Source organism: Acinetobacter sp. (assembly GCF_045628685.1).
Lineage (GTDB): Bacteria > Pseudomonadota > Gammaproteobacteria > Pseudomonadales > Moraxellaceae > Acinetobacter.
In genome coordinates this window covers 67,348-76,697 of sequence record NZ_JAZQPV010000117.1, presented here as the reverse complement: position 1 = coordinate 76,697, position 9,350 = coordinate 67,348, and the positions used below count along the sequence as shown (strand labels likewise).

The window sequence follows — 9,350 nt, the reverse complement described above, 5'->3', positions numbered from 1 at the left end:
TGGCGCAACCGTGGTCGGTGTTGAACCTCGCATCATGGGCTTTGGTCCTGCGCCAGCGATCAAAAAATTGCTTGCGCAAACCGGTTTAACCCTGGATCAAATGGATGTGATCGAGCTGAATGAAGCCTTTGCAGCACAAGCATTGGCATGTACTCTTGATCTGGGCATTGAGGATGGTTCGGAAAAAATCAATCCAAATGGTGGTGTGATTGCCTTGGGTCATCCCCTTGGTGCTTCAGGTGCACGTCTGGTGACAACTGCCCTGAACCAGCTGGAACAAACCGGTGGTCAATACGTTCAATGTGTATCGGTGTCGGTCAAGGTATTGCTTTGATTATTGAACGTGTTTAATTATTAAATGCTCTTTCTTCCCTCCTTTCATAAAGGAGGGATCGAGGGAGGATTAAGGATTTAAAAAAAATGCCAAAATTTACATCTAACGATGCGCAAATCAATTACCAGACCTTTGGTGATGCCAGCAAGCCTGCTTTGGTTTTTTCTAACTCACTGGGCACCAAATTCAGCATGTGGCAACCACAAATTGAATTTTTCCAGCAAGACTATTTTGTCATCTGCTATGACACCCGTGGTCATGGCGGCTCATCTGCACCACAAGGTCCGTATAGCCTGGATCAGCTGGGTCAGGACGTAGTCCATCTGCTGGATCACCTGAATATCCAGAAAGCGGCTTTCTGTGGTATCTCTATGGGTGGTTTAATCGGTCAATGGTTAGCGGTGAACAAACCCGAACGTTTTAGCCACGTGATTGTCTGCAATACTGCTGCCAAGATTGGTCAGGAACAGGCCTGGCTGGAACGTGCCGCGCTGGTGCGTGAACAGGGTCTGGCACCGATTGCATCGACAGCGGCATCACGTTGGTTTACCGATCCCTTTATCCAGAGCAACGCAGCGACAGTTGCAGAACTTTCAAACGACCTTGGAGCTGGCAGCCCGGAAGGTTATGCAAGTTGTTGCGAAGCTTTAGCTAAGGCGGATTTACGTGAACAGATCAAAACCATTTCTGTGCCGGTACTGATTGTGGCCGGTCAACAAGACCCAGTGACAACGGTTGTAGATGGTCAAGCCATGCAAGCCAGTATTACCAATAGCCAGCTGTTTCAAATCAATGCCTCGCATATTTCTAATGTAGAGCAACCTGAAGCCCTCAATCAGGCAATTCAGCAGTTTATTGCTTGATAGAAAATAACAGAATGAGCCCTCACAACTTTGTGAAGCTTTTATTTTAAAGCTGATCAAAAGTAAAATTAAAGTGCTAAATAAAACCTATAAAAACCTCAATAATGTATGGTACGTTTATTTAAATTAAAGACAACGAATTGATAGAAATGCCAAAAATCGTGATCTTTTCCGGTGCAGGAATGAGTGCAGAAAGCGGGATCAATACTTTTCGTGATCATGAGGGACTCTGGCAAAATCACAAGATTGAAGATGTCGCGACACCGGAAGCCTGGCAAAGAAATCCAGAGCTGGTGCAGCGTTTTTATAACGCACGGCGCAAAAATATTTTAGAAGCGCAGCCAAATTTAGCCCATGCACTGATCGCTAAAATCCAGGACTTTGCAGAATGTGATGTGATTACCCAAAATATAGATGACTTGCATGAACGCGCTGGCAGCCGACATGTTTTACATTTACATGGCAATATTCGCTTGGCCAAAAGCTCGGCACCGGGTGCCGAATATTCTGAGACTTTTTATCCGATTCAAGGTTGGGAATTAAATTTAGAACGTGATAAATGTCCGCAAGGTTATCCGCTGCGTCCGCATGTGGTCTGGTTTGGCGAAGCAGTTCCGGCTTATGAACACGCCATGCAACTGGTTCAAGATGCCGACATTTTTATTGTGATCGGTTCCAGTTTGGTGGTTTATCCAGTTGCCGGATTGATTCATGAAATACCGGAAAGCTGTGAAGCGTATTATATTGACCCTAAAGCCGATCATCTTCGGGTTTCCCAACAATATCATCTAATTCCACAAACCGCGACTCAAGGTATGCAAATGCTATTTGATCAGCTTAAAGAACGATTTTCAAACAACATTTAAAATAAGAATTTTTTATATTTACCTCACTGTACATATTGAGACGAGATATAATTCAACTCATTCAAACAAAATGTAAGATGAAAATGTTTCAAGGGAAAAAGTTAATTTGTTTTGATTTAGATGGAACCCTGCTTGATTCGGTGGGAATCTGGAATCAAGTCGATGCAGCCCTGATTCAGCAATTATCAAAGATTGAAGTAGATCTGAATATTATTCAGCAGCAGCGGGATATTCAGCTGAAAATTTTTAGACAATCTCCTGATCCATATTTGAAATATTGTGGCTATCTCAACGAATTTTATGCTTTTGGATTAACTAATACAGAAGTCAAATCACAACGTTATTGCATTTCCCGTTATTTTCTTGATCATGTTGTTCAACTCAAACCACAAGCAAACCAATTGATTCATACACTCAAACAACTGGATATTAAATTAGCGATAACAACCACTACCAGTTTGTACAATATTCAGCGTTATCAAAACAACAATACCCTCATCAATAGCAAAATTGATTTTGAGAACGATTTTTCACTGATCTTAACCCGAGAAAATGTTCAAAACATCAAGCCACATCCTGAAGTCTATTTAACCGCAATTCAGCATTTTGGCTTTAAAGCTGACGAATGTTTAATTATTGAAGATTCACTGATTGGTGTAGAGGCAGCTAAACAAGCCGGCATTGACGTGATCGCCATTTATGATCAATATTCAGCGCATGAACGAGAGGAAATTACAGCTCAGGCAAATTATTTTGTGCAGGATTATGCCGAGTTATTAAACTCTATCCACGGAATAAAAAGATGCCGTGACTAAACTAAACCCTGGCATTCGATGTAATCATTCAATTAGTTTGCTTTTTTATAGATGGAACCTGAATCCACCAGATTTTCAGTTTTCTCATCAAGCGCAAAATCCACCATACCGGCACTGGCATTCACCTCAAGTAAACCATTCTTGCTGACTGAGGCAGGAACAGGATTTTTCTTTTCAGTTTTGCCAGCTGCTTTGTCTTTTAAGATATTGGTAATGAAGTAATTGTCACCGTTTTTTGCAATCCCGAGTGAATTTTCAAGTTTTGGATTTTCTAAAGTGTTTTTCCAAATGCCCTGATAATCCGAGGCTTTGGCACAAGCAGTTAACAGAAGTAATTACATGATTGCTGAAAAACATTCAAGGTATTTAAAAATATTGACCTTGAGTATTGCGAAGCGGTCATTATAAAAAGAACGCCCTTTCGATTAAGCAGATTCTTGTAGGCAAAACGTTTCAGCAGTATTGCATCGGTTTTGCTTGCGTGATTTTTTGAAATTTATACCCATATCTTATTTATAAAAGAACCCATCATTTGATGGGTTCTTTTACTTTAGCCAGATTGGATCTTAGGCAGTTTTCTGCATGCTACCCGTTTCTTCAAATTTTGCATGCCAAGACAATGCTTCTTGCAAAAGATGCGGCGTGTGTCCGCCTTTAGCACAAGCACGGTCAAAATAGTCATTTAAGGCATCGCGGTAACTTGGATGTGCACAGCAATCAATAATCTTGCGGGCACGTTCACGCGGTGCCAAACCACGTAAATCTGCCAAACCTTGTTCTGTCACCAATACATCAATGTCATGTTCGGTATGATCGGTATGACTGACCATTGGAACTACAGATGAAATTGCGCCCCCTTTGGCAATCGATTTGGTCACAAAAATCGCCAGATGCGCATGACGGGTAAAGTCACCCGAACCGCCAATACCATTCATCATTTTGGTGCCCGTGACATGGGTTGAATTTACGTTGCCGTAAATATCAAACTCAAGTGCCGTATTGATCGCAATAATCCCTAAACGGCGGATCACTTCAGGATTATTGGAAATTTCTTGCGGACGTAGCACAATCTTGTCTTTGTACTGTTCAAAGTTGCTCATGACACGCTTGGCACACGAGTCAGACAGGGTCATTGAACAACCTGAAGCAAAGGTCATTTTGCCAGAATCAATCAATTCGAAGGTACAATCCTGCAAAACTTCAGAGTACATTTCCAGATGGTGGAAGTTTGAATGTTCAAAGCCCGAAAAAACGGCATTGGCAATAGAACCTACGCCCGACTGTAACGGACCCAGATTTTCCGGCAAGCGTCCTGCTGCCACTTCACCTTCAAAGAACTGAATCAGGTGTTTGGCAATGGACAAGGTATCGGTATCCGGCTCACCCATATGGAAAGAGGTATCGGGAATATCATTCAGTACAATCGCGGAAATTTTTTCAGGACTAACCTGAATTCCGACTGTACCAATACGATCCCCGGCATGAATCAAGGGAATTGGTGAACGGTTTGGACGAGCTTTAGGTACATAAATATCATGTACACCTTCAAGTACTGGATTGATTGTATTATCAATTTCAATAATGACATGATCTGCCATTTCAATAAAATTAGCCGAATTACCGCATGATCCTGTGGGAATAATCTGGCCATCTTCTGTAATGGCGGTCGCTGCGATAACAGCCACATTAATGCGCGGCAAATTATGATGACGAATGTTATCTGCCATTTCAGACAAATGCTGATCGATATACATTACTTCACCGGCATTAATGGCTTTACGCAAGCCAGGATCAGCCTGATAAGGATAACGACGTTGAATGGCATGTGCCTCATTTAAGCGGCCATCAATTTTATTGCCCAGACTTGCACCGGTAACCAGGGTGATTTTTAAAGGATGTTGTTGAGCATAATCAGCCAACGCCAAAGGCACAGTTTTGGCTTCACCTGCACCACCAAACCCACTTAAACCTACTACAGCACCGTCTTGAATCAATTCAATCGCTTGTTGAGCAGACATTATTTTGTCGCGAAGGGAGACCAAGCGAATACGCTCTAAACCGTTTTTCATTTAAAAACTCTCAACATAAACATAATTTTTACCATCATCCCAGCGCACTAGAATCATGGCATTTGTTGTGCTTACTGATGTATTCATTGTGCCGGTTTAAATTAACTCAATCGCAACCGCAGTTGCTTCACCACCACCAATACATAATGCTGCAATACCTTTCTTGCCGCCGGTACGTTGCAGGGCATGAATCAAGGTCACAATAATACGTGAACCTGATGAACCGAGTGGATGTCCAAGCGCACACGCACCACCGTTCACATTAACTTTGGCTTCGTCTAAATTGAAAGCATCCATGGCTGCCATGGTCACCATTGCGAAAGCTTCATTAATTTCCCAAAGATCCACTTCAGCAGCCGTCCAGCCGGTTTTCTTCAAAACTTTCTCAATTGCGCCCACTGGAGCAATGCTAAATTCAGAAGGATGTTGTGAATGGCCTGCATAGGCGATAATTTTAGCTACAGCTTCAAGTCCACGTTCAGCTGCAATTTCTTCTGAAGTGATCACCAGTGCAGATGCACCATCACTGATCGAGCTTGCATTTGCCGCTGTAATGGTCCCGTCTTTTTTAAATGCAGGACGTAACGTTGGAATTTTGTCTGCTTTGGCATTCAGTGGTTGCTCATCTTGCTCGACAATCACATCGCCTTTACGGCTAGATACGGTTACAGGTGCAATTTCAGCCTTGAAATAACCATTATTAATTGCCGTTACGGCTTTATTTAAAGAGCTAATTGCAAAAGCATCTTGTTGCTCACGGGTATAACCTTTTTTATCGGCCATCTCTTGTGCAAGTATGCCCATAGACAGACCGGTTTCCGCATCTTCCAGGCCTTCCTGGAACATGTGGTCTATAATTTTGCCATGCCCCATACGGTAACCGGTACGTGCTTTTTCAAGCAGGTAGGGTGCGTTGCTCATCGATTCCATGCCACCTGCAACTACAATTTGTGCAGAACCGGCTTTAACTGCATCTGCAGCCTGCATCACCGCTTTCATACCCGAACCGCAAATTTTATTGATCGTGGTTGCACCGGTCGAATCAGGTAAGCCTGCCTGACGCATGGCTTGACGTGCTGGCCCTTGCTTTAAACCTGCAGGCAACACACAGCCAAAAATCACTTCATCAATATCTGCAGGCTGCAAACCTGAACGTGCAACGACTTCTTTAATGGCCACTGCACCTAAATCGGGTGCGGTACATGCAGAAAGTGCGCCTTGGAAACCACCCATTGCCGTACGAACACCATTTACAATAACAATCATTTTTTCCATCCTAATTTATAAATTTTGTTGTTTGAGATAAGCAGAAGACCCTACCCATCTCATTTCCATCGATATTAAATCCAGATTCAAACCAAGTACTGTGCTTAAGACTGAGCAGTAAAGTAATCTTCTGGCAACTGCATCATTAAGTTTGAACCAGCTTTAATTTGTGCAATACGTGCAGTTATGCCTGGTAACACTTTCTCGGCAAAGTACTGCGCCAAAATAAGTTTATTTTGATAGAACGCTTCTGTTTTCGCTTGAGCCGCTTTCGCGATTCTTGCAAACATATAGCTGAAGCTCAGCAAGCCCACTGCATGCAAGTAATCTACCGCAACACCATTAGCAAAATCCGGTGCTTCTTTCGCCTGTTGCAAAATAAACTGGGTGATGGCTTCAACTTCGCTACAAGCGTTTAAAGTCGCGGCTTTAATGGCAAGTGAATCATCCAGTGTAGCGACAAACTCACGAATTTCAGTGATATATTCCGCCATATTTGCGCCATTGTTGCGAATGGTTTTACGACCGATTAAATCCTGAGCTTGTACGCCGTTGGTACCTTCATAAATTTGTGAAATCCGCAGGTCACGCACACATTGTTCCATGCCCCATTCACGGATATAACCATGCCCACCAAACACCATTTGAGCATCAAGTACCGCATTCAACGCGGTATCCGTTAAGTATGCTTTGGCGATTGGCGTTAACAATGCCACACGGTCATTGGCTTTTTTCACGGCTTCCGCATCGGTAGAGAATTTAGTGATATCCAATTGCTGACCTACATACACCGCAAATGCACGCGATGCTTCATTGTTGGCACGACCGTTAAGCAGCATACGGCGTACATCACCGTGGACCAAAATTGAATCGGCTGGCTTCTCTGGCGATTTCACCCCTGTGGCACTGCGACCTTGCAAACGGTCTGTCGCATATTGCGCTGCATTCTGATAGGCAAACTCAGATGCGCCCAAACCTTGAATGCCCATCGATAGGCGTTCGTAGTTCATCATCACGAACATGGCTGCCAGGCCTTCGTTTTCTTTACCCACAAGGAAGCCTTTGGCGCCATCAAAGTTCAATACGCAGGTTGAAGAACCTTTAATACCCATCTTGTGTTCAATAGAACCCGCACCCATGCTATTGCGTTCGCCCAATGAACCATCTTCATTGACCAGAAATTTCGGCACGATGAATAAGGAAATACCGCGTGAACCTGCAGGTGCATCTGGGGTTTTCGCCAAGACCAGGTGAATAATATTTTCTGACAGGTCATGCTCACCACTGGTAATAAAGATTTTGGTTCCGGTGATGTCATAAGAACCGTCATCATTACGTTCAGCTTTGGTTTTAATAATGCCTAAATCGGTTCCTGCATGCGGCTCAGTCAAGCACATGGTACCCGACCATTCACCGGTGTAGATTTTAGGCAAATAGGTTTGCTTTTGCTCTTGCGATGCATAGTTGTTCAAGGCCATGCCTGCGCCCACAGAAAGTAGCGGGTAAAGCATAAATGATGGATTGGTTGCCCAAATCATTTCATCAGCCAGAACAGTCAACATTTTTGGCATGCCTTGACCGCCCCATTCTTCTTCCGCACCCAAGCCAATCCAACCTCCTTCTGCGTATTGCTTAAATGCTTCTTTAAAACCTTTAGGCGTGGTGACTACACCATTGCTAAATTGAGCACCGCCCTCTTCATCACTTGAGCGGTTTAAATCCAGAATGACATTTTTAGAAAATTTAGCCATTTCTTCTAAAATGGCATTTGCCGTTGCCATATCAAGGTGGGCTAAGTCATCATTGCCTTGCCAAAAATCTTCAGCCTTAAATACATCATTTAAAATAAAATCCATGTCTTTAAGAGGTGCGTTATAAATAGGCATATTGCTTTCCTTGGGTGAAGAATTCGCATTAAATGTTGAAGTGCTTTTTAAGTTTTAAGAACCTAAACTGAAATAACGAGCTGTATTTCAACCGACTTCTATTTGAATATAATTTGGGCATTCAAATCAGTTTTCAATCTCTATCAGGAGAAATAGGATTGAACACAGGACTGAGTTTGAAAGATTGTCCATCAGGGTCTAAGCATCAAAATGTGTTCATCTGATGTTCACTCTAATGCTGGCTGAATGAAACCTCTTTTCTGTAATTTACTTTGAATTAAATGATCCCTCTTAAAATCTTGTCTTTAAAAAATGTACCTTTGAAATACTGTTTAATCAGAACATTATTTTTTGCGTTTAATGGGTGATTTCACTTTTTAGCGCAAAAAGACAATAAAATAATTATTCCCCAATTGGAATTTTATTAACGATTATTGACCTCTAAGGTTCTCATTTATTGACTTTTAATTTTTGCTATGCAATTGAGCAATATGAAATTCAAAATAGGGTTAAATAAAATTATAGGTGTTAAATATTAATTCTCCTCATATCCGACAATGGTGGAATGGTCATCAGGATTTTATCGGTATATATTCAAGATGCTTTTTTTAATGTCTGCTTGGGACGATTGCAATGAATACAGTACGCCAACAAAATTTTCTATTACGCAAAGAGAAAATTTTAGCCATGGCAGAAACGCTGTTGCTGGATAACAATCAAGATATTACGCTTGGAGAATTAGCCTCTGAACTGGATATTGCCAAAGGCACCATTTATAAACATTTTAAAAGCAAGAATCAGCTCTATTTAGAACTAATTATTTTAAATGAAAAAAGACTGTTAGAAATTTCAAAGAAATATAAAAATAATATTAAAACCTATGTTTCGCAATATATGCTTTACAACATGTTAAATTCTAACCGGACCATTTTATTGCATGTGATTGAAGACCGATTAACCAATAACGAAAGAAAATTAAAAGAATTATTTGAAGAACTATATCAGGTGCGTGAAGAACGGATTATCGAAATCAAGGACATGACCGGTGATTATTTAAAATCTTTAGATAGCGCCATGTCGATTCGCGATTATTTATCTTATATCTGGACAGTAACCTATGGTGCATCGTTATTACTCAATTCAACCCATTATCAAAAATCCATTGGTTCGCGTGAACGTTTAATCAAGCTGTATATTAATCAGGCGCTGATGACGCCTGATAAAATATCTTCGGTTAATTAATCATAATTC

General features: G+C 41.7%; 7 protein-coding genes and 1 pseudogene. 5 read left to right on the top strand and 3 right to left on the bottom strand.

Annotated features, from left to right (window positions below; genetic code table 11):
* The 4 genes and pseudogenes from ACKI4H_RS15185 to ACKI4H_RS15170 form a co-directional block, all read left to right on the top strand.
* Positions 1-351: pseudogene (locus ACKI4H_RS15185) on the top strand (acetyl-CoA C-acyltransferase); the annotation flags it as partial.
* A gap of 69 nt (positions 352-420) precedes the next feature.
* Entirely contained in the window at positions 421-1,197 is a 777-nt protein-coding gene (pcaD, locus tag ACKI4H_RS15180) for a 3-oxoadipate enol-lactonase (RefSeq protein ID WP_407307195.1), read from the top strand.
* A 149-nt stretch (positions 1,198-1,346) separates the two neighbouring features.
* On the top strand, positions 1,347-2,063 hold the full coding sequence (locus ACKI4H_RS15175) for an SIR2 family NAD-dependent protein deacylase (protein ID WP_407307193.1): 717 nt from the start codon (positions 1,347-1,349) through the stop codon (positions 2,061-2,063).
* An 83-nt stretch (positions 2,064-2,146) separates the two neighbouring features.
* Positions 2,147-2,878, top strand: a complete 732-nt coding sequence (locus ACKI4H_RS15170) for an HAD family hydrolase (RefSeq protein WP_407307199.1) — start codon at positions 2,147-2,149, stop codon at positions 2,876-2,878.
* Positions 2,879-3,444: 566 nt separating this feature from the next.
* On the opposite strand, the gene ACKI4H_RS15165 is transcribed toward ACKI4H_RS15170, so the two are convergent.
* From ACKI4H_RS15165 to ACKI4H_RS15155, 3 genes are all read right to left on the bottom strand, one after another.
* On the bottom strand, positions 3,445-4,947 hold the full coding sequence (locus tag ACKI4H_RS15165) for an acetyl-CoA hydrolase/transferase family protein (protein WP_407307191.1): 1,503 nt from the start codon (positions 4,945-4,947) through the stop codon (positions 3,445-3,447).
* Positions 4,948-5,043: 96 nt separating this feature from the next.
* The gene (locus ACKI4H_RS15160; protein WP_407307189.1) at positions 5,044-6,213 is read right to left on the bottom strand and encodes a thiolase family protein; all 1,170 of its coding nucleotides are present in this window, start codon (positions 6,211-6,213) and stop codon (positions 5,044-5,046) included.
* Positions 6,214-6,317: 104 nt separating this feature from the next.
* Positions 6,318-8,099 (bottom strand): acyl-CoA dehydrogenase C-terminal domain-containing protein, encoded by a 1,782-nt coding sequence (locus tag ACKI4H_RS15155; RefSeq protein ID WP_407307187.1) that lies wholly within the window; start codon positions 8,097-8,099, stop codon positions 6,318-6,320.
* Positions 8,100-8,732: 633 nt separating this feature from the next.
* Here ACKI4H_RS15155 and ACKI4H_RS15150 point away from each other — a divergent pair.
* The gene (locus tag ACKI4H_RS15150) at positions 8,733-9,341 is read left to right on the top strand and encodes a TetR/AcrR family transcriptional regulator (protein WP_407307185.1); all 609 of its coding nucleotides are present in this window, start codon (positions 8,733-8,735) and stop codon (positions 9,339-9,341) included.
* Positions 9,342-9,350 lie beyond the last annotated feature (9 nt).

What these genes read in the sequence shown, in the direction of transcription:
- ACKI4H_RS15155 (WP_407307187.1), bottom strand. Translation starts at nt 8,099, where the DNA reads ATGCCTATTTATAACGCACCTCTTAAAGACATGGATTTTATTTTAAAT.
- pcaD (WP_407307195.1), top strand. Translation starts at nt 421, where the DNA reads ATGCCAAAATTTACATCTAACGATGCGCAAATCAATTACCAGACCTTT.
- ACKI4H_RS15160 (WP_407307189.1), bottom strand. Translation starts at nt 6,213, where the DNA reads ATGATTGTTATTGTAAATGGTGTTCGTACGGCAATGGGTGGTTTCCAA.
- ACKI4H_RS15165 (WP_407307191.1), bottom strand. Translation starts at nt 4,947, where the DNA reads ATGAAAAACGGTTTAGAGCGTATTCGCTTGGTCTCCCTTCGCGACAAA.
- ACKI4H_RS15175 (WP_407307193.1), top strand. Translation starts at nt 1,347, where the DNA reads ATGCCAAAAATCGTGATCTTTTCCGGTGCAGGAATGAGTGCAGAAAGC.
- ACKI4H_RS15150 (WP_407307185.1), top strand. Translation starts at nt 8,733, where the DNA reads ATGAATACAGTACGCCAACAAAATTTTCTATTACGCAAAGAGAAAATT.
- ACKI4H_RS15170 (WP_407307199.1), top strand. Translation starts at nt 2,147, where the DNA reads ATGTTTCAAGGGAAAAAGTTAATTTGTTTTGATTTAGATGGAACCCTG.